The following is a 24,443-nucleotide window of genomic DNA, read 5'->3' as shown; positions in this document are numbered from 1 at the left end:
GGCTCCTTTCCTCGCTGACTGTGGCGAACCTAGAGGTTGGTTCTAACCTCCATGTTTCCGGCAGCGCAAAGAGCGTTACAGTTGTGACTGTGGTCGGCGGCGATCCACTAGAGATGACCAATGCCGAGCAATCGGTCGATCGTATGCTGGTCGCGGGCGAGATCGGGCGCCGTTCCCTGCCAGGCAATTCGGCCTCGTTCAAGTATGATCACCTGGTCGGCGAAGTCGAGTGCGCTCTGAATGCGCTGCTCGACCAGTACGATGGTCATGAGACGACCTTCCGCCAACCGCGAGAATGCTGCCATCAACTCCTCGCAGATGACGGGAGCGAGGCCTTCCAGTGGTTCGTCAAGCAGGAGCACGCTGGGCTGACCCAATATGCTGCGGGCTGTCGAGAGCATTTGCTGCTCGCCGCCGGAAAGCTGGTTGCCGAGGTTTCTGCGGCGCTCCTTCAGCCGTGGAAACATGTCATAGGCTTCCGAAACAGCCTCCTTCGGCCGGTCCTTCAGTCCGACAAGCAGATTTTCCTCGACGCTGAGGCTCGGGAAGACGTCGCGCGTCTGTGGCACGTAGCCAAGACCGGCATTGGCGCGCGCAGCACTGGACCTCTCTGTGATCTCCTTCTCTCCGAGACGGATCGTGCCGCCATAACGACGCGTCTGCCCCGCAAGCGTGGCAAGCAGCGTCGTCTTGCCCATGCCGTTGCGCCCGAGAATGGCGAGCTTTCGGCCTGCCTCGAGCGAAAAGGACAGATTCTCGATGATATGCGTCGGTCCGTAGCCGGCAGACAGGTTCCGGACTTCGAGCATCTCAGCGGGCATGGGCGTAGCTCCCGAGATAGGCTTCCCTCACGCGGGCGTCCTGCGCCACCGCCTGGGGTGATCCGTCGAAGATGACGCTCCCGGCCGCAAGCACGATGACCCTTTTGGCAAAGCGGAAGACAAGATCCATGTCATGGTCGATCATCAAAACCGCGAGATCGGCCGGCAGCCGTTCCAATGCCTTTTCGATAAGGCCCGTTTGGGCGTGCGGAATACCCGCCGCCGGTTCGTCGAGAAGCAGGACCCGTGGTCGCAGCGCCAGCGCTATGGCGAGCTCCAGCAGGCGTTGCTGCCCGTAGGCGATCTCGCGGACCCTGACGTTGGCGATCCCGCTCAATTGCAGGAAGTCGAGAATGTCTCCCACTTCGGTCATCACATCCGTCATCCGGCCGTGGCGCCCCAACATCCGCCCTGCTTTGCCCATTCGCTGAAGTACCGCGCAAGCAATATGCTCCTCGGGCGTCATATCCTTGAACAGCCGGGTTACCTGGAAAGACCTTACGAGCCCGCGCTTCACGCGCTCCGTTGGCCTTGATCGCGTGACATCCATGCCATTGAGCGAGACCCGCCCGCCGTCCGGCTTCAACGCGCCGGTGACCAGATTGACGAAAGTTGTCTTTCCGGCACCGTTGGGCCCGATAAGGGCCACCCGATCGCCCGGGTGCAGGGAAAGCGATACGTCGTTGGTGACGCTCAGACCGCCAAATGTCTTCCTCAGGCTGCGGATATCGAGAAGCGGGGTCATGCGGCTGACTTCTTCCTGCGTTCCCTGATGATCGAGATCGCCGTTCCGTACAGACCGCGCGGGGCAAACAGCACGACGGCGATCAGCAATGCGCCGACGATTGCCAGCCAATGGAAGGGGTTGGCGGCTGAAACGACATCCTCGAAAAACAGGAACAGCACGGTGCCGATCAGCGCGCCGTAGAGGGAGCCGGTTCCGCCGACGACGAGCATGACAAGCGCCTGGGCAGAGAGCGTGAAGGACAGGCTGTCGAGCCCGACGACCTGTGTCGCGACGGCAGACAGGGCACCGCCAATGCCGGCGACCATGCCCGACAGAACATACATCCGGAGCAGCACGGAATGGACCGAAACACCCATGGCCGCGACCCGCACATGATCCTCCCTCACACCGCGCGCCATGAGGCCGAACGGCGAATGGACGATCATCCGCAGAAAAACGAAGACGACGAGAAGCAGGCCAATACCGTAGAGATAGGCCGTCTTGCCCCAGAGATCGAATTCGAACAGGCCGAGCAGCGGGTCCGGCATGATGCCGGACAATCCATCGCTGCCGCCGGTCCAGCTCGACGCCTTGTTGGCCGCTTCATGGAAGAGGTGGATGACCGCGATCGATAGCACGAGTTGTGGCAGGCCGTGGGCGCGCAGAATGACGCTGCCGCAGACGAGGCCGGCGATCGCGCCACTGACACCGCCGACAATCGTCATGGCAATCGGATCCGTCACGCCGAAATGTACGGCGGCGATGCCCGCGCCGTAGGCACCCGCACCGAAGAGGGCAGCGTGTCCGAGCGTCGCAACACCGCAATAGCCTGTGACGAGATCGAGCGACAGGACCAGAAAAGCAATCGCGATGATCCGCGTCAACAGCGCGAGATTGTCCGGCAGCAGGAAGAAGCCGGCAATCCCGACGACGAATATGGCAAGAGCGCCGGGAAGGCTGCTCTCTTTCAATCTGCTCCAGAAATCGGCTGGCCGATCACGGCCCAGAACATCCGTCATCATGCCCTCCGTCCGGCAAGGCCGCGGGGGAACACGGCAACGATAACGATCACCGCCAGATAAAAGAAGAACTCGCCGTATTCGGGTGCGAAGTAACGGCCAGTCGTATCGATCGCGCCGAGAAGCAGCGATGCCAGCAGCGCGCCGCCGATCGAGCCGCTGCCGCCGATCGAAACGACGACAAGGAAGGTCACCATGTAGCGCAGGGCATAATAGGGCTCTACCGGCAGGAGTTCCGCGCCGACCGCTCCGCCAAGTGCTGCAAGTCCCACGGCGATCGCAAAGCTTGCCGCATAGACGAGTTCTGTCCGCACCCCGAGCGCTGCTGCCATCGCAGAGTTGTCGACCGAGGCCCTGAGCCGGATCCCATATGATGTCTTTTCCACCAGGCACCACAGCAGCACGGCTATGGCGGCACCGATCGCAATCGCGAAAATGCGGTGGGTGGCGATCGTTCGGAAGCCTACATCGGTCGCGCCGCGCAAGGTCTCCGGCAGCGGGATGGTCTTCAGCGTCGGGCCGAAGACGAAATTGGCGATGCCGATGATGCAGAAAGTGATGCCGATCGTCATCAGAACCTGCGTCAGTTCCGGTGCGCCGTAGATCCGCCGATAGAGAAAGCGCTCCAGCGGAATGGCGATGATGATCGTTCCAATGACCGCGATCAGCAGAGCCGCCGCATATCCAAGGCCGAGATCGCGTGCCGCGTAGGAAGCGAGATAACCACCGATCATGGCAAACGCGCCATGGGCGAGGTTCACCACCCGCATCAGGCCCATGGTAATGGAGAGGCCGATCGAAATGACGAACAGCACCATGCCATAGGCCAGGGCATCGATGGCCACACTCAAGACGGTCTGCATGAATTCAACGGCCTTTCCGTCTTGGCGTGCCGCCCTGCGGCAGCACGCCCATTGCTAATGGTGCTCGTCGGTCGTCACTTCTTCACATGTGCGAGGCCGGGATCTCCCTGCTTCTCAAAGCTCTTCACTTCCTTGTTGATGTAGTGGTCGCCGTCCTTTGCCACTTCCCGCAGGTAGATCGTCTGGGTGATGTGGCGGCTGTCCGGATCGATGGTGACCGGACCCCGTGGGCTCGTCCAGGTCAGGCCCTTGACTGCCTCGACGGCCTGGTCGGCATTCTGCTCGCCGCCCGTCGCCTCGATCATCTTGGAGATCACATACATCCCGTCATAGGCGCCGACGGCCGGGAAGGAGAGCTCCGCCGGGTTTCCGATCGCCTTGCTTGCCGCCTCGACAAACGCCTTGTTTTCCGGTGAATCGTGAGACACAGCGTAGTGGAAGGTCGTCATCAGGCCGGTTGCCTGTTCCCCGAGTGCCGGCAGATCCGATTCCTGCGTCAGGTCGCCGGTTGCAAGAAATTTGATGCCGGCAGTCTTCAGCCCGGTATCGTTATAGGCCTTGACGAAGGCAAGCGTCGGAGGGCCGGACGGCAGGAAGGCGAACAGGGCTTCCGCGCCGGAATCCTTGACCCGCTGCATCAATGGCGAAAAGTCATTCGTCGAAAGCGGCATGCGGATTGCTTCGACAACTTTTCCGCCATCCTTTTCGAAAGCAGCCTTGAAGGCGCTTTCAGCATCGATACCGGGACCGTAGTCGCTGACGAGGGTGATCACCTTGCTGACGCCGGATTCCCTTGCGACCGTCGCCATGGGCGTCGTCGTCTGCCAGGTGGTGAAGGAGGTACGCACGACATAGGGGCTGGTGGTGACGATCGCCGACGTGGCGGCATTCATCACCACCATCGGTACATTGCCCTGCTGCAGCAGAGGCGTCGCGGCCATCGCGTCGGGCGTGAAATAGAAGCCCGCGAGATACTGGACCTTCTCGCGCACCACCAGTTCCTGCGCCAGCGCCTTGGATTTTGCCGGATCCGCGGCCGGTATGTCGCGATAGACGATCTCGATCTCGTCATCACCGACCTTGTTCCCGTTCACCGCGAGCCAGGCATCGATCCCGGCCTTGAAGTTCTTGCCCTGAAGTGCGAACGGACCGGAAAACGGCCCGATCACACCCACCTTTATCGTATCCGCAAATGCCGCCGTGCCAAGCATGGCACATGCGACAGTGGTCAAAAACAGGCTCTTCATCATGTCCTCCCTGAAGCCGATCATCCTGCCTTCTTCATACCCGCCACAATGACACATTCGTCATCGCCTGCCGAGCATCCGTCCATCTCGCAGCAGGCTTTATCGCTTGCTGCATTGCGTGCAAGTCAAGCGTCCTCCTCGCTTTTCCCCACACGACGGATATTGTCGATAAGTTCGTGAGCCAGCCTGAGTGCGGCGCCGGTGGTCATCACCATCTGCGGCAGGATCAGCCATTCCAGCGCCCAGGCTGCCCCCGACCGCTCCTGCTCATGGATCATCGCATGCTGCATGCCGCCCGCCTGGACTGCGTTGAATCGGGCAAGCCCGACGAGGACTTCCGCAGCGACGGGGTTCTGCTTGTGCGCCATGGCCGAAGATCCCCCGCCGCCAGACAGTGAAATCTCGGATCCTGCCTGCGCCATCAACGCCACATCCTGCCCGAATTTGCCGAGCGAGCCGGTGATCATCGCCAGGACGTTGGCAATCTCGACGATCCGGTCGCGCTGGCTGTGGAACTGAGGGGCATCGGCGAGCTGCAAGACCGCCGCCATATCGCACCGAACATCGCCCGCCTTGTCGCCGAATTTTTCGAGCGTTCCCACTGCTCCGCCCAACTGTATGACGAAGTGGGATCCCAGAAGAGATTGCAGCCGCGCGTGATGGCGAGCGAGCGGATCGCGCCAGATCCCGATGCGCTCGCCGGTGGTGATCGGCAGCGCGGGCTGCATCCTTGTCTTGCCCATCAAGGCGGCATCGCCAAAGCGCGCCGCCAGCACATCAAGACCATCGATAAGCGCCAGAAGCCGGCTTTCGAACAGTACGGAAGCTCGCTTCAGGCGGATCATCAGCGATGTGTCGATTACATCCTGGCTGGTGGCGCCGAAATGGACATGGGTTGCTGCTTCGCCACTCACTGCATCACGCAACTGCCTGACGAGTTCCGGCACAACCACGCCATCCCGCGCGGTGGCAAGTCGAAGCCTGTCGATGTCAGGCCTTATCCGCCTGCATACTTCTGCGATCTGCCGCGCCGCGCCGTGTGGGATGAGCCCGTGCGCGGCTGAGGCCTCAGCAAGAGCCGCTTCGAAGGATAGCATCGCCGCGATATCCGCCTCCGCTCCGAACAGTGCCGCGATCTCGTCGTCACCGACGAGGCCGGAAAGAAATGGATGATCGAAGGCCGCGATGCTCATGCAACTCCTCTTGCCATATCAGATGTCGAAGAAGACGGTTTCCCGCTTTCCCTGCAGGTGGATGTCGAACTGCACCGTGTCGCCTTCCCGCATGCCAATCAAGGTCTGCGGGCGTGCCTCGTGCTCGATCCGCGCCACGTCAGTTTCTCTCCCGCGGGGTCTCGAACAGGGTGGAACGTCGCCCTCGCGACACGATGTCAAACTTGTGGGCTCGCATGTCAAACGGAATGGTCGCGTTCATGCCCGACCGACAGGCCATGGCCGCGTTTGTCATGGAGGAGTGTGGCGAGCTTATCTGAAAGCTTGCTGCGCACGTGTTTCCGCATCTGGAAGTCCGTGCCGAATGAATTGATGAAAACGAAAACGGGCGCATCCATTTCGCCGCCGGCATCGATGAGCCGGACGTCGCAGTGGTTGGCAATGCCAGTGATGGTGGCAAAGTGCATGCGATCCTCCCGAGGCAACCATGACACTGCTTCCATGCATGGTAAAATGATAAATGCGGAGAGATGGATAACTGCCAGGTTATGGAATGTTGCCTTCATGACGATGGTAGCAGACATAGCGTCCCGCCACATATGCCTGCTCGCATCCCGGCTATTCGGTTTGCAGCGGAGCGATAGCGACGGCTCGTTACTGCGATGGTGCCGACTCATTGACGCGTGCGAGCTTGCGTGATCAGAACGAAGGTCGAGAGTAGAGGGAGTGGACTTGTGAATGACCGCCAACTGCTGACATCGCTGTTCGATGCCGCCGTCAAGGCTGCCGACCCCCTGACGGGCATCCGCAAACACTTGCCGCAACCACCGGAGAATGGTCGGACCGTGGTTATCGGTGCCGGCAAGGGTGCTGCGCAAATGGCAGCCGCGCTGGAAACAGTCTGGAGCGGTCCGGCATTGAGCGGCATTGTGGTCACCCGCTACGGCTATGGATGCGAGACCAAGACGATTGAAATCATCGAGGCTGCCCACCCTGTGCCGGACGAGGCCGGGCTTGTTGCCAGCCGCCGGCTGATGGATGCGGTTTCGGGTCTTTCGGAAGATGATCTGGTCATCGCCCTGATCTGCGGTGGCGGTTCGGCACTCCTCCCCTCTCCGCCCGAAGGATTGACGTTGCAGGACGAGATCGCGCTCAACGAAGCGCTGCTCGCCTCCGGTGCGCCCATCTCGGCCATGAACGTGGTGCGCAAGCATGTCTCGACCATCAAGGGCGGACGGCTGGCGGCAGCGACCAGGGCGCGGATCGTCAGCCTGATCGTCTCGGATATTCCCGGCGACAACCCTGCCTTCGTCGCTTCCGGTCCAACCGTGCCCGACGAAAGCACGCGGCAGGAGGCACTTGCGATCATCGAACAATATCGGATGACACTGCCGTCGGCGATCATCGCTCATCTGAACACACCCGCGGCCGATGCACCGACGCCTGACGATGCTCGTTTTGCCCGCAACGAATATCATGTCATCGCCTCTGCCGGCGTTTCACTGGAGGCGGCAGCGGAGCTTGCTCGCATGCAAGGCATCGAAGCGCATATCCTGTCCGATTCCGTCGAGGGCGAGGCCCGCGACGTCGCACTTGTCCATGCCGCACTTGCCCGGGAAGTTGCCTTGAAGGACCGGCCGTTCCGGAAGCCTGCCGTGCTTTTGTCCGGCGGCGAGACAACTGTCACCCTGCGCTCGAAGGGTGGCAGGGGCGGTCGCAACGGCGAATTCGCCCTTTCCCTGGCCCTTGCGATAGGCGGCACGCCGGTCGCGGCACTTGCTGCGGACACGGACGGCATCGATGGATCGGAAGACAATGCCGGTGCCTTCGTCGACGGGACGACAGCGCAGCGCTTCCTCGGCGCAGGCCTCGATGGCAGGACGTTGCTGGAGCGCAATGACAGCTACTCCGGCTTTGCCGCCATCGGCGACCTGTTCGAGACGGGACCGACCGGAACCAATGTCAATGACTTCCGGGCGATCCTGATCCGCTAGAGCAGTTCCAGCAAAAGTGCGTAGCGGTTTTGCGTCGGGAACTGCGTAAGATCAAGGGATTAGAGCGATTTCGCGTTTCGGAGAAAAGCGGAAACGCTCTAGCCGGCTATTGCAGCTGGGGCTTGATCAGAAAATCGTTGCGATCGGCCGATTTGATCCTCAGCCAGGCTTCGCGTCCGTCGCGCAGGATGCGCATGGGAATTTCTGCGCCGGGAGAACCGCTTTCCCAGACCTTGCGGTAGAAGTCGGCCAGCCCGTCGACTTCGCCGTCGCGGATTTCCGAGATCACGTCGCCGCGACGCAGGCCGGCCTTGGCAGCCGGACCGTCTTCCGTCACGCTCATCACCACGACTTCGCCGTTGGTTTCCGCGGAAAATGCGCCGAGCCACGGACGCGGCGGCCTGCTGATCGCGCCCTGGTTCAGCACGTCGTCCAGGATCGGACGCAACAGGTTGATCGGTACCGCCATGTTGATGTCGGCGATTTCACCACCTTTGCTCATCTGCAGCCGCAGCGAGCCCAGGCCAACCAGTTTTCCGTCGCCGTCGATCAGTGCCGCACCACCCCAGGAAGGATGGGCGGGCGCGATGAAGATCGCTTCATCGAGCAGATATTCCCAATAGCCGGCAAATTCCTGTTTGGCGACGATACTGCCGCGAACATATTGGCCCTCGCCATCGGCAAAGATGATGTCGTCTTCAACTGAGGCCTTGTCGGAATCGCCGATCGGCAGTGCCGGCAATTCAAGCGGGGCGAGTGCCTGGACGAGGCCGAAGCCGCTTTCCTGGTCATAAGCGAGCGCATGGGCTGGCACAACACGGCCGTCATGGCGCGTCAGCCAGACTTCATCTGCCTCGGTGATCAGGTAACCGATAGTCAGCACCAGCCCGTTTTCGCGGATGACCACGCCGCTGCCTTCACGGCGCATGCCGAGCGTACCGGCTGTAAAAGCCTTTTCCGGAACGGAGGCGCGAACGGCCACGACGGACCGCATGATTTTCTCGAGATCCATGGTGCAAATCCTGAATGCGGACCAGGTAGGATTTCCTGGAATGGTCGAATGTTTTTCAGACCATAAGGTATGGATCACAGGCCATGTCTGCAAGGGCGGCCGAGGCCGGTCAGCATCATGCCGGATCTCGGCGCCCGCAGTGTTTCGACCTGCCCCGGATTGATGTCGGGGGCAGGTCGATCGATGGATTACATCGTGCCGTCGGCCGGGGTAAGCGTCACGGAAGTGCCAGTCGCTGCCAGGTTGAGGCCAAGCTGGCCGGTCACGCTGACGGTCTGCAGGTGGATCGAACCGGACGTGCCACCAACCAGAATGTTGGTGCCGACGCCCACGCCGACCGTGGCTTCAGCGGTAGCACCCTGGTAGAGGCCGCCGAGCGAGCCGTGGTGATAACCTGCGGTCGGAGCGAAGACGGCCCAGATCAGACGGCTGCGGGTGGTGAAGCCGAGGTCGACGCCCATCTTGCGAACGACGCCGGTGTAATGGTCCAGCGGCTCGCTGCCCATGGTCGACTTGAACACGCAATCGGCTTCCTTTGCGGAGCCGATAACGTAACCTACGCCTCCACCAATGGTGCAATCGAGATAACCGATCCGGACACCGCCGCGCTGGTCGGACTCCTGATAGGTCGGCACGGGGTCACGCGGGCCGATAACGTCTGCGGAAGATGCTGCCGTTGCAACGAATGCGACCGGAAGAGCGGCGATAGCCGCGGCGATTGTCTTTTTCATCCCTGTACTCCTTGTAGTCTTATTACCAATCCGTGGAACACGGCTTGGGAACTCAGCGATGGCTAACGCATTTGGCGGAAGAATGATCCAAAATTGTCGGAACACGAATTGTCACCGTCTGCGGGATAGTGTGACATTCATGTGTGCCACTCATCACGGTTCACAGCTCTTGCGCGGCGACCATTGTCGCGAACGGGAATGAAATCGTCTTGTCGCCATCGACTGTCCGGAAAGTATCTCAACCGGGAAATGTTCGCTCCTCCCTCTTGCGCACCAGCACCCGGATCAGTCTACGATACCGATGCATTGGGAGGAGACGATGCGAATTCAGGTCGCAATTATCGGGTCGGGGCCATCCGGCCTGCTGCTTGGTCAGTTGCTGGCTAAGGCCGGCATCGAGACGATCATCATAGAGCGTGCCAGCAAACGGCATGTTCTTGCACGTGTGCGCGCCGGCGTCCTCGAACAGGGGACGGTCGATCTTCTCGATCAGGCCGGCGTAGGGGGCAGGTTGCATCTTGAGGGCATGCGTCATGACGGTGTCCTGCTCGCCTTTGACGGCCACAGCCATCGCATTGACCTGCAGAGCCTGACGGGAAAGACCGTCACCGTCTACGGCCAGACGGAAGTGACGCATGATCTGGTGGATGCCCGCGAGGCGGCCGGCCTGACGACCATCTATGAAGTCGAAAACGTCTCAATCCACAATATCGATCGTGGTTCGTCATACATTACCTTTGAGAAGGAGGGCATCGAACATCGCATCGATGCCGACTTCATTGCGGGCTGCGACGGATATCACGGTGCGAGCCGCAGCAGCGTGCCGGCGAAGGCGATCCGGACCTTCGAACGGGTGTACCCCTTCGGCTGGCTGGGCATCCTCGCTGACATCCCTCCGCTCAACAGCGAGCTGATCTACGCCCGACATGAGCGCGGCTTCGCGCTTTGCTCCATGCGCTCGGCGACGCGCAGCCGCTATTATATCCAGTGCCGTTCGGATGAGAGGATAGAGGATTGGTCGGACGCTCGATTTTATGACGAGTTGCGCCGCCGCTTGCCGCAGGAACACGCCGATCGTCTGACAATCGGACCCTCTTTTGAGAAATCCGTGGCTCCGCTACGGTCCTTCGTCGCCGAGCCGATGCGCTTCGGGCGGTTGTTTCTTGTCGGCGACGCCGCGCATATCGTGCCGCCGACCGGTGCCAAGGGCCTGAATCTTGCCGCGAGCGATGTCCACTATCTCTTCGAGGCGCTGCGGCTTCACTATGCCGGAGCCGACGATGCCGCGCTGGATGCCTATTCCGAAAGAGCCCTGCAGCGGGTCTGGCGTGCAGTCCGGTTTTCCTGGTCGATGACGATGATGATGCACCGCTTTCCCGATGAGGGAGAGTTTGCGGCCAAGATCCAGAATGCTGAGCTCGACTATCTCGTCTCCTCGAAGGCCGCCTCGACGGCTTTTGCCGAAAACTATGTCGGCCTGCCCTATTGAGATGGCGCGAAGTCCCGTCCTAGTCTGGCGGCAAGTGGCGCGATTTGGGCATGGCGAATGACAATGAGAAAAGCGGACCTCCTGATCCGCAATGTACTGATTGCCGAGAATGGGCCGGCGTTCGACATCGCGATCGAGGCAGGCAAGATTTCAGCGATCGGGCCGCAGCTCAAATGCGAGGCCATTACGGAACACGACGGCGAAGGGCTGTTTGCCTTCGCGGGTTTCGTCGACAGCCATATTCATCTCGACAAGGCCTGCATTCTCGATCGCTGCACGATATGCGAGGGAACGCTTGCCGAAGCGGTGAGGGAAACATCCCGGGCCAAGGAAGGTTTTGACGAGGAAGATGTTTACCGGCGTGCAGCCCGGGTCGTGGAAAAGGCAATCGTCTCAGGCACCAACAGGATGCGGACCTTCGTCGAGGTCGATCCGCGTGCGGGCTTGCGCTCCTTTGAAGCAATAAAGCGCATCCGTCGCGATTATGCCTTCGCGATCGACATCGAGATTTGTGCCTTCGCCCAGGAGGGGCTGACCGGAGAGCCTGATACCCTGGCGCTGCTGCAGGCCGCGCTTCGTGACGGTGCGGATCTCATCGGTGGCTGCCCCTACACGGATCGCGATCCAGTTGCTCACGTGAGGCAGGTCTTCGATCTTGCTCAAGTCCACGGCACCGCCGTCGACTTCCATCTGGATTTCGATCTCGATCCGGATCACACCAGCCTTCCTGCGGTGATCGATGAGACGGTCGCTCGAGGCTATCAGGGGCGCGTCTCGATCGGCCATGTCACCAATCTTTCGGCGATGGCGCCGGAACGGGTCCTGGAAATTGCGTCCCTTCTGGGAAACGCCGGCGTAGCGTTGACTGTGCTTCCCGTAACCGACCTGTTTCTGACAGGGCGAGACGCCGACCGGCTGGTGCCTCGCGGCTTGGCGCCGGCCCATCTCCTCGCACGCCATGGCGTAACGACATCCGTCGCGACCAATAATGTGCTCAACCCGTTCACGCCCTTTGGTGATGTTTCGCTGATGCGAATGGCGAACCTCTATGCCAACGTCGCCCAGCTATCGAGACGAGAGGACATTGAGGCAGTCTTCGGGATGGTGGGGGCAAGGGCGGCGGCCTTGATGAGGCAGCCACACGGGCTCGCCACCGGCGCACCCGCTGACATCGTGCTTCTCGATTGCGAAGGCCCGGTGGACGCTGTCCGAACCGTCGGGAAAGCTGTCAGAGGCTGGAAGGACGGGAAACAGACCTTTGAGAACGGACGACCACGCCTGCTGCGACCGTAATTTTTGATCAGGAGAATTCATCCTGTCCGCAGTAAGTTCGCCTCCGATTGGGTTGGCGATCGGAGGCAGGTTTCCCAGCCGGATGCGGGCCTGAATATCCAGACCCGCATCTTCAGGTGTGATCAATCCTTCAGCATGGAATAGTCGAGCTTGCCATCCTTGCCCTTCTTCCACACGTACATGGTATAATCCTCGTCCCGGCGATCGCCTTTTTCGTCGAAAGCGATTTCTCCCAGCACTGTCTTGATGGGCTTGCCCGAATGAAGAGCCTCCGCGACGGCTTCCGGATCGGAGGAGCCGGCATTCTCAACCCCCGCTTTGACGATCTCCAGCGCCGCGAAGGCGTAGAGTGTATAGGTTTCCGGCTCGAAACCATTCTTGCGGAATTCATTGACCACCGCCTTGGCACCCGGCGCCACTCGCGGATCGGGCGCGAAGGTCATAAGGGTTCCCTGCGCAGCATCGCCTGCGATCTGGCCGTATTCGGCTGACGTGATGCCGTCTCCGGCCATCAACACGGCCTTCAGACCCTGATCGGCAGTCTGGCGGATGATAAGCCCCGCCTCAGTATAGAGGCCGCCGAAGTAGATGACGCTCACCTTGGCTTCCTTGAGCTTGGCGATGAGCGTGGAATAATCCTTGTCTCCGACCGAAATGCTGTCGCTGGCCGCAATCTTGATGCCGGCTGCCGCCAGTCCCTTCTTCACCTCATTGGATATGCCAACGCCATAAGCTGTCTTGTCGTCGAGAACGGCGATCTGCTTGTTCTTGAAATGCTCCGCGAGGTATCTCGCCGCGACTGCTCCCTGCTGGTCGTCTCGTCCGCAGACGCGAAAAGTGTTCCAGAGGTTCCGCTCCGTAAAGGTCGGATTGGTGGAGCCGGGCGTGATCTGCAGGATGCCGTTTTCAGAATAGACTTCCGAGGCAGGAATGGACACGCCGGAGTTGTAGTGGCCGATCACAAACTGGACGCCATCTGCGACGAACCGATTGGCGACCGACACGCCCTGTTTGGGATCGGACGCATCATCGCCGTAAACCAGGGAAACCTTTTCGCCGCCGATGCCGCCGGCTGCGTTTATATGTGCGGCCGCCCGTTCAGCGCCCTGGCGAAACTGCTCACCGACCGCCGCGTTGGAGCCAGTGATTGGCCCCGCGACGCCGATCTTGATTTCCGCTTGCGCCGCTGACGCAGCCAAAAGGGAAAAGCCGAGAGCCAAGCCGATGTTAAAAAACTGTTTCATCATACCCTCCGAGAGATTCAATCAACAACGCCGGCCAGCGTGGAGAAGGTCGCTCTCGGGTAGATTTCAACCGCATTCAAAACGGCTACATGCGAAACCGGTCTGCACGCGTACGTCGTGATTCCTTATCTGAGTGTTGCCGGAAGATATTTGCTCCGCTGGCATGTGTATTATGGGTTGTATATTCGGGGTTTCGGCGTCTTCGGGCCAGCCTCATGGCTCGGTATAGCCGACTGCCCTCAGCCTGATCGGCCGCGAGCCTGGATCCTGGGAGAAGAATATGGAGCCTGATGCCTTTGACTGGCCCGGCACGTAGTCGAAGGTGATGTCGGCATCCTCGACGGTCGTATCGCCGTCGACGATTTCTCCACGGACCACTACCGTCGCTGCGGTCTGGGACGACGCGTTGGCAATGTCGAATGTGACGCGATAGCCGCCTTCGACCGCTTGCCGCTCGCGAACAGTCACGGCAAAGGCGGGCGGGGCCTCGACTTCGGTCAGCGCTTCCCAGGCCACCCAGCAGATCATCACCAGGACAATGAATGCCGATATGAGCCCCGTTACCCATTCGACAGTACTTGCAGTGCCTTTTCCGGCAGGCTTTGACACCGGTGCATTTCGAGAGCGGGTTTTCTGTGGACGTGCCATTCATTCGCGCCTTTACAGAATCAATCGGGCCGAGGCCGCGCCGATTGCACCGGGGAAGGAGAGCACGATCGCCGACATCAGGATCTGCGACGCTGCCGTGTCGTCCAGACGCCCGAAGATCCACAGGACGTAAAGGCTGATCAGCATGGTGATGACATAACCCGGCAGAGTGAAGCGGAAGAGGGCATGCCAGCGCGGTTCGCCCTCCGGGATCTGATGGGTTCCGCGAAACGAAACCGCGTAGACGAAGGCATGCATGATGGCGATCGAAACCAGGATTGTTGCAAGCGCATGCCACGGTGTCATCTTGTAGGAGATCAGGATGACCTCTTCGGTCGGGGCGACGTTGAGATTGAGGAATAGCGCGCCAACGCCCATCAGAAAGAGTTCGCGCGCGAAATTCGGCGACAGATGATCGGGCACAGCTCCCTCGTCAGGCTCATTTTGCCTCGCGCCTCCGCCAAGCTGAGAGCGTCCAAGAAGCGCGCCTATGCTGGCAGGAACCGATTGGATCGCTATCCGGCCGATGATGCTTGTGAACGACGTCTCGGGCTTCAATATGCCCATCATGGCAAGCATAACCGCGCTGATCAGGATCCCGAGGCCGAATGCGATCGTCGCATCCCGTGCAGCCTGGCGCCAGGTGAATGTCCGCTCGAAACCGATCTGATGCGCGAGGAAGAAAAGCAGCGGAATGTTGAGAAACAGCATGACCAATAACCGGCTGCGCTCGGTATAGTCGCCGAGTTCCCAGAGCTCCATCGTCATCAGCATGGGCACGGCAAAGAGAAGCGCGCCGGCCGCGCCGCGCCCGAGCCCGATCAGGAAGCTCCGCAATTCCTCAGCAGGCGGCTTCGACGCGGGCGCTTTGGCTACTGGCTCTGCCGCTTTGGCCACTTGGTCGCACTCCTGTGCCTCTGCTCCGATTGCTGAGGCGTGATCAATCACATAGGGTTCCGCCGACTGACGGCCAGAATGGCTGAGCGTACAGAAGACTAAGCGTATGGAAGACTGGGCTGACAGGCGGAGAGGAGCCGGAAGAGGTGGATTTCCTGACAACAGGGCCTGATGATGCCGCTATCACCATCCTTCTCGCCCACGGCGCAGGGGCGCCGATGGATTCCGCTGCAATGAGCGCCTCCGCCGCAGTCCTGGCCGCTGAAGGACTGCGTGTCGTCCGCTTCGAGTTTGACTATATGGCTACCCGCCGGTCGGGCGGGCGAAAGCCACCGCCGAAAGCCGAACTGCTTATGCCGCAATACGAGCAGGCGGTGTCATCGGCCCCGATCTCAGGGAAGCTGATCATAGGCGGCAAATCGATGGGCGGCCGGGTTGCCAGCATGGTCGCCGATCGCTTCCATGACGCCGGCAAGCTCTCCGGTCTCCTGTGCCTCGGCTACCCATTTCACCCGCCGGACAAGCCGCAGCAGCTGCGAACAGCACATCTGAAGAACTTGAAGACGCCGACGCTGATCGTTCAGGGGACGCGTGATCCCTTCGGGACCCGGGAGCAAGTGCCGGCCTACGACCTTTCGCCGTCGATCGAGATCCACTGGCTGGAAGATGGCGATCATGACCTCAAGCCGCGCAAGTCGGTATCCGGGTTCACCGCCGCCGACCACCTGCGCGGCATGGCAGCGAAGGTGCGTGAGTGGACGCAGTCCTTGTAACGTCTGCCTGCCTTAACGGTCGAACATGTCCTGCCATTGCTTCTCGCCGACCATGCAATCGGTCTGCACCGGCTTGCTGGCGATGCGGCGCACGGTCGGCTGGGGCTGAATGCCGCTGACTTCCATCACGAGCTTGCGGCGCACGGCAACGCCGAAATCCTCGATATCGTGGACCGGAAGAACGAAGGAGCCGGGACCGCCGACAACGCAATCGCCGTAATACTGATCAAGTCCGCTGGGCGTTCCCGACGGCCTCAGCATGATCGCCAGGCCATTGATGATGATACCCGCCTCTACGGCCCTGTCGCGTGCAGGCACAACCGGATTGCCGGAATTGTTCGGTCCGTCGCCCGACACGTCTATCACCTGGCGCATGCCCTGATAGCTGTTGGAGACGATCATGGTCGCGCCCTGCGCGATCGCTGCCGAAATGGAAGTACGGCGCTGCATTTCTACAGGGCGCGCTTCGAGCCGACCGGCAAAGGCAATCGCATCCTGCTCGTTCTCGATGACCTGCCAGTCGATCACCGAACCCTGCACCACGTCGCCCGCCCACTCGAAATAGCTTATGGCGATGCGTCCAGTCAGCCCGGTCTTCACCGCGTCGATGAATTCCTTGTGCTTCAGCGCCGCGACATAACCTTCGCGCTGGATGCGGGCTTCTTCATAATCCATGGAGCGGGACGTATCGACCGCGAGCACCAGCTCGACATCCACCTCATGTCCGCTCTGTGCCATCACCGTGCCGGACGCAGACAGGCCGAGAAACAATGCAAGTGCTGTAAGCATGGGCAATCCACTCACTGCAGTGTCGATGACCAAACTGTAACACAGGAATAAACGGCGACGAGCACTGCCCACAGCCGGCTGTTCAACTTTCGGTGATGCCCATTACTCTGCCGGCATGGGGTGGTTGGGGCCGTCTTTCATCGCTTCGAGCAGACAATCCATGATCGCCTTGCGAAGAGCGTAGGTATTGGCGCTGGTCTGTTTGCGATCCAGGCTTTGAGCGGCTTCGACAAGGCGCATGCCGTGATGCACCACGATCTGATGGGCGCGATTCATCGCCCAATGTTCAACGGAGCTGCTATCATTGAGTGAATGCTGCTGCGCGTTCAATTTCAGCCTCGCTAGTCATTAGCGTTATTAGCGAATCATTTCGCATATCCATGCTAATACAGCTTCATGCTTAGGTGAATCAGTTTTACTACGACGAAATGGCCGATTAAAAATAAAAAAGATCAACGATTTCAGTCGGTATGATTTTTTACCTGTAACAACAGGCAAGTATACGGATGATTGTATCCGGCTCTCCTGGTTATATTTCCGGGATGAGTTCGAGGAGGATCTGCGCGAGCCGCCGATGCTGATGGCTGTGCTTCGAGCGGACATTGGTGGCGACATAGACGGTCTGGAGAATATCCGTCGAGCCGGCGACCTGATGGGCCGTATCTGACCTTGCCAATGTCAAGGCGCTGGACTTCAGGACGTAGGCCGATCCACCCATGCTTTTGAGCACATCGCAAACCATCTGGTTGCGGCCCGTCATGAGGGGGGCCGCGACGAAGTCCGGCATGGCGACGCGATGAGCCCGATCGAATGCAGGTGAATAGTTCGAGTATATGTAGTCCGTGAGTTGCAATTCGGAAGCAACGCGCGTCTTCGTGCTGACGAGTGTGTAGGCGATATCCCCGAGCCGTTCATAATGCAGGTCCGGCAGATGATGCGGCGTGTAGAGCACGGCGAGATCGAGGTCGCCGGCGCCGAGATCGCGGTTCATCTGGATGGAATAGTCGGCCTCGAGGTAGATTGACGTGCCCGGCATTTCGGCCCGCACCACCTTCAGGAACGGCCCCGCGATCAATTCCGCTACATCATGCTGCATGCCGATGCGCATCGACCGCTCGTATGTCCCAGCCGACTCGACCGCCCTCAGCGCCTCATGCCAGTTCTGCTGCAGAGCCTTCGCATGGTCGAAGAAGCGCAGTGCGGCTGCTGTCGGGACCGTGCCGCCCTTGCCGCGCACGAAGAGCTTGCGATTGAGATCCGCTTCCAACGCGTTGACCCGATGCGAGATGCTCGACTGGGTCAGGTTCAGCCGCTCGGCCGTACGGTTGAAGCTGCGGGTTTCCATCAGATCCAGAAAGGTCTCGATCAGTTCGATCTGCACGCCAAACCCTCCCGCCGAATGCCGCTCAAATCTAATCGAATTCTTCGATCAATAAAGCCGTTTCTTCGCGCTTGATGAACGTCAAATCCCCTGCAAATCTCACGCAAAACAAGGGGATCGGAAGCATGGCGGAATTGCCGGAACGGGCGCGCGTGGTGATCATCGGCGGCGGAGCGGTGGGGGCCTCGTCGCTCTACCATCTTGCAAAGGCCGGCTGGACCGATTGCGTGCTTCTGGAGAAGAACGAGCTGACCGCCGGCTCCACCTGGCACGCCGCCGGCAACGTGCCGACCTTCTCGTCCTCCTGGTCTATCATGAATATGCAGCGCTATTCCGCCTCGCTCTATCGCGAGCTGGGCGCGCTGGTCGACTACCCGATGAACTACCATGTCACGGGCTCGATCCGGCTCGGCCATTCCCAAGAGCGCCTGCGCGAATTCAAGCGCGTCGTCGGCATGGGGCGCTATCAGGGCATGGATCTCGACATCCTCTCGCCCGACGAGATGAGGTGGAAATATCCCTTCCTCGAAACCCATGACCTGACCGGTGCGCTCTACGATCCCTATGACGGTGATATCGACCCGGCGCAGCTCACCCAGGCGCTGGCCAAGGGCGCCCGCGACATGGGCGCGAAAGTCGTCCGTTTCTGTCCCGTCACGGCGGCGCGCCGGGAAAAAGGCGAATGGATCCTTTCCACGCCGAAGGGCGAAATCGCCTGCGAATACGTGGTCAACGCCGCCGGTTATTATGCACGCGAAGTAGGAAGGCTCTTTGGCCGCGACGTGCCGATGATGGTGATGAGCCACCAGTATATCCTGTTCGACGAGATCCCTGAACTGGCGGCATGGTCGAAGGAAGCCGGCCACAAGCTGCCGCTGCTGCGCGATGTGGATAGCTCCTATTATCTCCGCCAGGAAAAATACGGCATGAATCTCGGCCCCTACGAGAAGAACTGTCGCGCCCACTGGGCGACGCCCGACGATCCGATGCCGGACGACTTTTCCTTCCAGCTGTTCCCCGATGATCTCGACAGGCTGGAATGGTATCTGAACGATGCGATCGAGCGGGTGCCGATCCTTGGCACGGCCGGTCTGTCGAAGATGATCAACGGCCCTATCCCCTACGCGCCGGATGGCAATCCGCTGATTGGTCCGATGCCCGGCGTGCCGAACGCCTTCGAAGCCTGCGTCTTCACCTTCGGCATCTGCCAGGCCGGCGGCGCCGGCAAGGTTCTGGCGGAATGGGTAATCGAAGGCGAGACCGAATGGGACATGTGGAGCTGTGACCCGCGCCGCTACACGAGCTTTGCTTCGAACGAGACGTATTGCGTCGACAAGGGCATGGAAATCTATGGCCACGAATATGCGACGCATTTCCCGAAACATTACTGGCCAGCCGGGCGCGGCATGAAGCATTCGCCGATCCACGACCGGATTGCAGCGCTGGGCGCGCAGTTCAAGCCTTACAACGGCTGGGAGCGTGCCATGTGGTACGCCAAACCGGGCGACGACATATCCGAGGGAGCAAGTCAGACCTGGAGCCGGCAAGGTCCATGGTCGCCGCGCATAGAGGAAGAATGTCTCGCCGTCCGAGATGCCGCCGGCATTCTCGACCTCCCGGGCTTCTCTCGCTACCGGGTGAAGGGGCCGGGTGCCACCGATTGGCTTTTCTCATTGATCACCGGCAAGGTGCCGAAACCCGGCCGTATCGGACTTGCCTATTTCGCCGACGACAAGGGCCGCATCGTCACCGAAATGTCGGTGATGATGCTGGACGAGGATTTCTTCTTCCTGATCACGGCCGCCACCGCCCAGTGGCACGATCTCGACTGGCTGAAGAAACACCTACCTACCGATGCCGCGTTTGCGATCGACGACGTAACTGACGATTTCTCCTGCCAGATCCTGACGGGTCCGAAGAGCCGCGACATTCTCGCCGAGATCACCGATGCCGACCTGTCGAAAGGCTGGCTCACCCATCAGTCCTGCCAGATCGCGGGCCGCTGGTGCCAGCTGGTCCGCGTCTCCTTCGCCGGGGAACTCGGTTGGGAAATCCACACGAAACTCGACGATACCGCCCCAATCTTCGACGCAGTCTGGAATGCCGGCCAGAGCCATGACCTCAAACCCTTTGGCATGGAAGCACTCGACTGCCTGCGCATAGAGAAGGGTTATCGCGCCTGGAAGGGTGATCTTTCCACCGATTACACCGTGCTGCAGGGCGGGCTGGAGCGCTTTGTCGACTGGACCAAGCCAGACTTCAAGGGCAAGTCGGCGCTTGCGGCCGAAAAACAGCAGGGCGTTTCGAAACGCTTCGTGACGCTGACCGTCGAGGCCGGCGATTGCGATGCGCCCTATATGTCCACGCTCTGGCATGGCGGCCAGGTGGTGGGCGAAACGACCTCCGGCAACTGGGGTTATCGTGTCGGAAAATCGCTGGCCTTGGGCATGCTGCGTGCCGACCTCACCGAGCCGGGCACGGAGCTCGAAGTCGAAATCTTCGGCGACCGGTTCAAGGCCGTAGTCCAACCCGACGGACCGCTCTGGGATCCGAGCAATGAGAGGATCCGCGCATGAGCACCCTCAATGCTCCGAAACAGATCCCGGCCAAGGCCCGGGCGGTCATCATCGGCGGCGGCGTCTCTGGCTGTTCGGTCGCCTATCATCTGGCGAAACTAGGCTGGACCGATGTCGTGCTGCTCGAACGGAAGCAGCTGACTTCCGGCACGACCTGGCATGCTGCCGGGCTGATCGGCCAGTTGCGCGCCAGCCAGAACATGACGCGGCTGGCCAAATACTCCGCCGATCTCTACGTCAAGCTGGAGGCCGAAACCGGCATCGGCACAGGCATGAAGCAGAACGGCTCGATGACCGTAGCGCTGACCGACGAGCGCAAAGAGGAGATCTACCGCCAAGCCTCACTCGCCCGCGCCTTCAATGTCGATGTCCGGGAGATTTCGCCGGACGAGGCGAAGGCCATGTATCCACACCTCAATATCGGAGACGTCAAGGCGGCCGTGCATCTGCCGCTCGACGGCCAGTGCGATCCGGCCAATATCGCCATGGCGCTCGCAAAAGGCGCCCGGCAGAATGGCGCGACCGTTATCGAGGGCGTCAAGGTCACCGAGGTATTGACGAAGAACGGCCGGGTCACCGGCGTCGCCTGCGAGCAGAACGGCGAGCGATATGTCATCGAGACGGAAAACGTCGTCAACTGCGCCGGCATGTGGGGCCGCGATCTGGCGGCTCAATCCGGCGTGACCGTGCCGCTGCACGCCTGCGAGCATTTCTACATCGTCACCGAGCCGATCGCCGGCCTGAAACAACTGCCTGTCCTGCGCGTGCCGGACGAATGCACCTATTACAAGGAGGATGCCGGCAAGATGCTGGTCGGCGCCTTCGAACCGAAAGCAAAACCCTGGCCGCCGATGGGCGAGAAAATCCGCGAGGATTTCTGCTTCGACCAGTTGCCCGAGGATTTCGACCATTTCCAGCCGATCCTGGAGGCGGCGATCAACCGCATGCCCATGCTGGAAACCGTCGGAATCCACACCTTCTTCAACGGCCCCGAAAGCTTTACCCCCGACGATCGCTATTATCTCGGCGAGACACCGGAGATCAAAGGCTACTGGGTGGCGGCCGGCTACAACTCGATCGGCATCGTCTCGTCCGGCGGCGCCGGCATGGCACTTGCCCAATGGATGAACGACGGCGAGCCGCCCTTCGATCTCTGGGAGGTCGATATCCGCCGCGCCCAGTCGTTCCAGAAGAACCGCACCTATCTGCGCGAGCGGGTCGGCGAGACGCTGGGCCTGCTTTATGCCGACCATTTCCCCTATCGCCAGATGGCGACCGCCCGCGGCATCAGCCGCTCGCCGATCCACGAGCATCTGAAGACCCGCGGTGCAGTCTTCGGCGAGGTTGCCGGATGGGAACGCGCCAACTGGTTTGCAAGGGAAGGCCAGGAACGCGAGTACAGATACAGCTGGCAGCGGCAGAACTGGTTCGACAACCAGCGAGAGGAGCATATGGCGGTCCGCACCGGCGTCGGCCTGTTCGACATGACCTCCTTCGGCAAGATCCGCGTCGAGGGCCGCGATGCGCTCGCCTTTCTGAACCGTGTCTGCGCCAACCAGATGGACGTGTCCGCCGGCCGCATCGTCTATACTCAGATGCTGAACCACAAGGGTGGCATTGAAAGTGACCTCACCGTCACCCGGCTTTCCGAAACCGCGTTTTTCCTCGTCGTGCCCGGTGCCACGCTGCAGCGTGACCTCGCCTGGCTCCGCAAGAACTTGCGTGACGAATTCGTCGTCATCACCGATGTCACGGCGGCCGAAAGCATTCTCTGCCTGATGGGTCCGAAATCGCGTGAGCTGATCGAGAAGATCAGCCCCAATGATTTCTCCAACGCGGCCAATCCCTTCGGCACGATGCAGGAGATCGAGATTGGCATGGGGCTCGCCCGCGCCCATCGCGTGACCTATGTCGGCGAGCTCGGCTGGGAACTCTACGTCTCCGCCGACCAGACGGCGCATGTTTTCGAGGCGCTGGAAGAAGCTGGCTCCGATCTGGGCCTGAAACTCTGCGGCCTTCATACGCTCGACAGTTGCCGCATCGAAAAGGCATTCCGCCATTTCGGCCATGATATCACCGACGAGGACCACGTTCTGGAAGCTGGCCTCGGCTTTGCCGTCAAGACCGACAAGGGCGAGTTCATCGGGCGCAATGCGGTGCTGCGCAAAAAGGAAGACGGCCTCAATCGCCGGCTGGTACAGTTCGGGCTGACGGACCCTGAACCGCTGCTCTTCCACAACGAGGCGGTGGTCCGCGACGGGAAAATCGTCGGCACGATCACGTCGGGCAATTACGGCCATTTCCTCGGCGGCGCGATCGGCCTCGGCTACGTGCCGTCCAAGGGCGAAAGCGCGTCCGATCTGTTGGCTTCAAGCTACGAGATCGAAATCGCCGGCCGGCGGGTCAAGGCGGAGGCATCGCTTGCGCCGATGTATGACCCGAAGGCCGAGCGGGTGCGGATGTAAACTTTTGTGATTTCACAGGTGCGCGCGCCGGAACGCGGTTCTTCCGGTCTGTTGTGAAGGAGATTGCAGCATGCTCGCATCAGATCTTATCGAGGAGCCTCCCTCGCTCGACCGCATCGACCTGCTGATCGCCGGGCACCGGCCGGGCCACGGTCTCACCCGCCCTTTCTATCTCGATCCCGAGATCTTCGAACGGGATATGCAACGCGTCTTTTTCCGCCACTGGCATTGCCTTGCCCATGAAAGCGTCATTCCCAATCTCAATGATTTCGAGCTGTTCAAGCTAGGCCCCGAACAGGTCATCCTCACCCGCGCCGGCGATGGCTCCATCCACGCCATGCTGAATGTCTGCCGCCACCGCGGCGCCGAGGTATGCACGAAGGAGAAAGGGAACGCCAAAGCCTTCGTCTGCCCCTATCATGCCTGGACCTTCGCCAATGACGGCCGCCTGAAGGCAGCCCGTCTGATGCCGAAGGATTTTCGCCGCGAAGACCACGGCCTGAAAAAGCTGCATGTCCGCGTCGTCGAAGGCCTTGTCTTCATATCATTCGCCGATGAACCGCTGGATTTTTCCGAAGTCGAGAACCTGCTGCGCGCCACCTGCGGCCAGTATGGGTGGGGTTCGTCGAAAGTCGCCCACCGCCAGACCTATCCGTTGAACGCCAACTGGAAGCTCGCGGTCGAAAACTATGTCGAGTGCTACCATTGCGGCCCCGCGCATCCGGAATATTCAGAAACCCACGCGCTGGAACAGCCGCTGCACCTGATCGAGGAGCTTAATGCGGCGATGGAGAAGCGCACCTGCGCTCTTGGCATCGAGGTCGGGTCCGGCAATCACTGGCAGAATTCGCGGGAAGGCCGCGAGACGATTCATGCCTTCCGTTATGCGCTCTATGACGGGGTGAAGACCGGCAGCAGGGATGGCCAGCCTCTGGCGCCGCTGATGGGCCGCTTTTCCGATTTCGACGGCGGCGTCACCTCCATCCATCTCGGCGGCACCAGCTTCCTGGTCTGTTATGCCGACCACGGCATGATCTACCGCTTCATCCCGAAGACGGTCGATACCTGCGAGATGGAGTTGATCTGGCTGGTGGACGAGAATGCCGAGGAAGGCCGCGATTACGACCTCGAACAGCTCACCTGGCTCTGGAAGGTGACGACCGGCGAGGACAAGGCGATCATCGAACACACCGCCCGCGGCGTCGTTTCCCGCTTTTTCGTTCCCGGCCCGATTACCCCTATGGAACAGAACGAGCTGCGCTATATCGGCTGGTATCTGGAGGAAATCAGCAGGGCGTGATG

At 60.6% G+C, this 24,443-nt stretch carries 22 protein-coding genes and 2 pseudogenes; 7 read left to right on the top strand and 17 right to left on the bottom strand.

Annotation, left to right across the window (positions count from 1 at the left end):
• Nucleotides 1-107 precede the first annotated feature (107 nt).
• The 9 genes and pseudogenes from BM216_RS01760 to BM216_RS01725 form a co-directional block, all read right to left on the bottom strand.
• Nucleotides 108-821 carry an ABC transporter ATP-binding protein gene (locus BM216_RS01760; RefSeq protein WP_092993981.1) on the bottom strand — a complete coding sequence of 238 codons (714 nt, stop codon included), beginning with the start codon at nucleotides 819-821 and terminating at the stop codon, nucleotides 108-110.
• Nucleotides 811-1,566, bottom strand: a complete 756-nt coding sequence (locus BM216_RS01755; protein WP_092993978.1) for an ABC transporter ATP-binding protein — start codon at nucleotides 1,564-1,566, stop codon at nucleotides 811-813. Before BM216_RS01755 ends, BM216_RS01760 begins: the two co-directional genes overlap by 11 nt.
• Nucleotides 1,563-2,567: a branched-chain amino acid ABC transporter permease gene (locus tag BM216_RS01750; RefSeq protein ID WP_092993975.1), complete on the bottom strand. Its 1,005-nt coding sequence runs from the start codon at nucleotides 2,565-2,567 to the stop codon at nucleotides 1,563-1,565. Before BM216_RS01750 ends, BM216_RS01755 begins: the two co-directional genes overlap by 4 nt.
• A complete protein-coding gene (locus tag BM216_RS01745; protein WP_092993972.1) occupies nucleotides 2,567-3,430 on the bottom strand; it encodes a branched-chain amino acid ABC transporter permease in 864 nt (287 codons plus the stop codon). The genes BM216_RS01750 and BM216_RS01745 overlap by 1 nt, the downstream gene beginning before the upstream one ends.
• 74 nt (nucleotides 3,431-3,504) lie before the next feature.
• On the bottom strand, nucleotides 3,505-4,677 hold the full coding sequence (locus BM216_RS01740) for an ABC transporter substrate-binding protein (protein ID WP_092995037.1): 1,173 nt from the start codon (nucleotides 4,675-4,677) through the stop codon (nucleotides 3,505-3,507).
• A gap of 125 nt (nucleotides 4,678-4,802) precedes the next feature.
• Nucleotides 4,803-5,870, bottom strand: coding sequence for a 3-carboxy-cis,cis-muconate cycloisomerase (locus BM216_RS01735; RefSeq protein WP_092993968.1), 1,068 nt, complete (start codon nucleotides 5,868-5,870; stop codon nucleotides 4,803-4,805).
• An 18-nt stretch (nucleotides 5,871-5,888) separates the two neighbouring features.
• Nucleotides 5,889-6,008, bottom strand: a pseudogene (locus BM216_RS01730) (protocatechuate 3,4-dioxygenase subunit alpha); the annotation flags it as partial.
• A 1-nt stretch (nucleotide 6,009) separates the two neighbouring features.
• Nucleotides 6,010-6,111, bottom strand: a pseudogene (locus tag BM216_RS33220) (protocatechuate 3,4-dioxygenase subunit beta); the annotation flags it as partial.
• A complete protein-coding gene (locus BM216_RS01725; RefSeq protein WP_143102704.1) occupies nucleotides 6,089-6,433 on the bottom strand; it encodes a hypothetical protein in 345 nt (114 codons plus the stop codon). The gene BM216_RS01725 and the pseudogene BM216_RS33220, both read right to left, overlap by 23 nt.
• Before the next feature lie 150 nt (nucleotides 6,434-6,583).
• Between BM216_RS01725 and BM216_RS01720 the strand changes: the two genes are divergently transcribed.
• The gene (locus BM216_RS01720; RefSeq protein ID WP_092993961.1) at nucleotides 6,584-7,843 is read left to right on the top strand and encodes a glycerate kinase type-2 family protein; all 1,260 of its coding nucleotides are present in this window, start codon (nucleotides 6,584-6,586) and stop codon (nucleotides 7,841-7,843) included.
• Nucleotides 7,844-7,949: 106 nt separating this feature from the next.
• On the opposite strand, the gene BM216_RS01715 is transcribed toward BM216_RS01720, so the two are convergent.
• Nucleotides 7,950-8,855: a S1C family serine protease gene (locus BM216_RS01715; RefSeq protein ID WP_092993958.1), complete on the bottom strand. Its 906-nt coding sequence runs from the start codon at nucleotides 8,853-8,855 to the stop codon at nucleotides 7,950-7,952.
• 188 nt (nucleotides 8,856-9,043) lie between these two features.
• Nucleotides 9,044-9,586, bottom strand: coding sequence for a DUF992 domain-containing protein (locus BM216_RS01710; protein WP_092993955.1), 543 nt, complete (start codon nucleotides 9,584-9,586; stop codon nucleotides 9,044-9,046).
• A gap of 319 nt (nucleotides 9,587-9,905) precedes the next feature.
• Between BM216_RS01710 and pobA the strand changes: the two genes are divergently transcribed.
• A complete protein-coding gene (gene pobA / locus BM216_RS01705; RefSeq protein WP_092993952.1) occupies nucleotides 9,906-11,075 on the top strand; it encodes a 4-hydroxybenzoate 3-monooxygenase in 1,170 nt (389 codons plus the stop codon).
• A gap of 63 nt (nucleotides 11,076-11,138) precedes the next feature.
• Entirely contained in the window at nucleotides 11,139-12,368 is a 1,230-nt protein-coding gene (locus BM216_RS01700; protein WP_092993948.1) for an amidohydrolase family protein, read from the top strand.
• A gap of 122 nt (nucleotides 12,369-12,490) precedes the next feature.
• Here BM216_RS01700 and BM216_RS01695 read toward each other — a convergent pair whose 3' ends face one another.
• The 3 genes from BM216_RS01695 to BM216_RS01685 all read right to left on the bottom strand — a co-directional run bounded on the left by BM216_RS01695 (nucleotide 12,491) and on the right by BM216_RS01685 (nucleotide 15,097).
• Nucleotides 12,491-13,612 carry a branched-chain amino acid ABC transporter substrate-binding protein gene (locus tag BM216_RS01695; protein ID WP_092993945.1) on the bottom strand — a complete coding sequence of 374 codons (1,122 nt, stop codon included), beginning with the start codon at nucleotides 13,610-13,612 and terminating at the stop codon, nucleotides 12,491-12,493.
• 213 nt (nucleotides 13,613-13,825) lie between these two features.
• A complete protein-coding gene (locus tag BM216_RS01690; protein WP_092993942.1) occupies nucleotides 13,826-14,260 on the bottom strand; it encodes a TIGR02588 family protein in 435 nt (144 codons plus the stop codon).
• Nucleotides 14,261-14,272: 12 nt separating this feature from the next.
• On the bottom strand, nucleotides 14,273-15,097 hold the full coding sequence (locus BM216_RS01685) for a TIGR02587 family membrane protein (RefSeq protein WP_244530057.1): 825 nt from the start codon (nucleotides 15,095-15,097) through the stop codon (nucleotides 14,273-14,275).
• A 206-nt stretch (nucleotides 15,098-15,303) separates the two neighbouring features.
• On the opposite strand from BM216_RS01685, the gene BM216_RS01680 reads away from it, so the two are divergent.
• Entirely contained in the window at nucleotides 15,304-15,930 is a 627-nt protein-coding gene (locus BM216_RS01680; RefSeq protein WP_092993936.1) for an alpha/beta hydrolase family protein, read from the top strand.
• 12 nt (nucleotides 15,931-15,942) lie between these two features.
• Here the strand turns inward: BM216_RS01680 and BM216_RS01675 are convergent, their stop codons facing one another.
• The 3 genes from BM216_RS01675 to BM216_RS01670 form a co-directional block, all read right to left on the bottom strand.
• Nucleotides 15,943-16,719, bottom strand: a complete 777-nt coding sequence (locus tag BM216_RS01675; protein ID WP_092993933.1) for a DUF1194 domain-containing protein — start codon at nucleotides 16,717-16,719, stop codon at nucleotides 15,943-15,945.
• 102 nt (nucleotides 16,720-16,821) lie between these two features.
• The gene (locus tag BM216_RS33215) at nucleotides 16,822-17,049 is read right to left on the bottom strand and encodes a hypothetical protein (protein ID WP_143102703.1); all 228 of its coding nucleotides are present in this window, start codon (nucleotides 17,047-17,049) and stop codon (nucleotides 16,822-16,824) included.
• A gap of 199 nt (nucleotides 17,050-17,248) precedes the next feature.
• On the bottom strand, nucleotides 17,249-18,100 hold the full coding sequence (locus BM216_RS01670; protein WP_092993930.1) for a LysR family transcriptional regulator: 852 nt from the start codon (nucleotides 18,098-18,100) through the stop codon (nucleotides 17,249-17,251).
• Nucleotides 18,101-18,225: 125 nt separating this feature from the next.
• Here BM216_RS01670 and BM216_RS01665 point away from each other — a divergent pair, with 125 nt between their 5' ends.
• The 3 genes from BM216_RS01665 (at nucleotide 18,226) to BM216_RS01655 (ending at nucleotide 24,441) form a co-directional block, all read left to right on the top strand.
• Complete coding sequence (locus tag BM216_RS01665) at nucleotides 18,226-20,676, top strand: GcvT family protein (RefSeq protein ID WP_092995034.1); 2,451 nt, start codon at nucleotides 18,226-18,228, stop codon at nucleotides 20,674-20,676.
• A complete protein-coding gene (locus tag BM216_RS01660) occupies nucleotides 20,673-23,141 on the top strand; it encodes a GcvT family protein (protein ID WP_092993927.1) in 2,469 nt (822 codons plus the stop codon). Before BM216_RS01665 ends, BM216_RS01660 begins: the two co-directional genes overlap by 4 nt.
• A 70-nt stretch (nucleotides 23,142-23,211) precedes the next feature.
• Entirely contained in the window at nucleotides 23,212-24,441 is a 1,230-nt protein-coding gene (locus tag BM216_RS01655) for an aromatic ring-hydroxylating oxygenase subunit alpha (RefSeq protein WP_092993925.1), read from the top strand.
• The last annotated feature ends 2 nt before the right edge of the window (nucleotides 24,442-24,443 follow it).

The sequence above is a fragment of the Rhizobium sp. NFR07 genome, assembly GCF_900111905.1.
In the GTDB taxonomy this organism is placed as follows: domain Bacteria; phylum Pseudomonadota; class Alphaproteobacteria; order Rhizobiales; family Rhizobiaceae; genus Neorhizobium.
Note: the sequence above shows the minus strand (reverse complement) of the source record. Positions and strands in the feature narration are given on the sequence as shown.